The 907-nt window shown below is 75.3% G+C and carries 1 protein-coding gene; it reads right to left on the bottom strand.

The genetic code is table 11. The annotated features are described in order from the left end of the window. Positions 1 to 53 precede the first annotated feature (53 nt). On the bottom strand, positions 54 to 907 hold an 854-nt coding region (locus tag AOQ53_RS37320; RefSeq protein ID WP_059424258.1), incomplete at its 5' end, for a TrmH family RNA methyltransferase.

Genomic DNA, 907 nt, shown 5'->3' on the forward strand with positions numbered 1-907 from the left:
CCCGTACCCCACCTCCAAGGCTCCACAGAGGGGTCCCTGAGCTGGTCACCCTACTAGTTCCCGGTGACGGAGCGGCACCCTCCGGCGGCGCGCTGTGCACGCGCCGACGCATAGAGACATACGGCGGCGGCGGTGGCGAGGTTCAGGCTCTCGGCCTTCCCGTGGATCGGGACGCGGACGACGGCGTCCGTGAGGGCGCGGGTCTCCTCCGGGAGGCCCCAGGCCTCGTTCCCGAAGACCCAGGCGGTGGGCCCGCCCATGGTGCCCTTGTCGAGCTCGTCGTCGAGGTCGCGGTCGCCCGCCCCGTCGGCGGCGAGGACCCGGACACCGGCGGCCCGCAGCCCTTCGACCGCCTCCTCCACGGGGACGCCGACGGCGACGGGCAGGTGGAACAGGGAGCCGACGGAGGCGCGGACGGCCTTGGGGTTGTACACGTCGACGGAGGCGTCGGTCAGGACGACGGCCTCGGCACCGGCGGCGTCGGCGCAGCGCAGCACGGTCCCGGCGTTGCCGGGGTCACGGACGTTGGCGAGGAGGGCGACGAGCCGGGGGCGTGCGGCGAGGACGTCCTCGAAGGGCGTGTCCAGGAACCGGCAGACGCCGACGAGGCCCTGCGGGGTGACGGTGGTGGAGATGTCGGCGATGACCTGCTCGGAGGCGAGGTGCACCCGGGCGCCGGCGTCCCGGGCCTCCCCCACGATGTCGGCGTACCGCTCGGCGGCCTCCAGCGTGGCGAACAGTTCCACGAGCGTGGCCGCGTCCCCGACCCGGTGCCCGGCCGCCTCCCGGACCGCCTGCGGCCCCTCCGCGAGGAACAGCCGCTCCTTCCCCCGGAAGTTCCGCTTCGCCAGCCGCCGCGCGGCGGCGACGCGGGGGGAACGGGGGGAGATGAGCTCGGGGGTGGCGG

Origin of the sequence: Streptomyces azureus (assembly GCF_001270025.1) — a bacterium.
Classification (GTDB): Bacteria; Actinomycetota; Actinomycetes; order Streptomycetales; family Streptomycetaceae; genus Streptomyces; species Streptomyces azureus.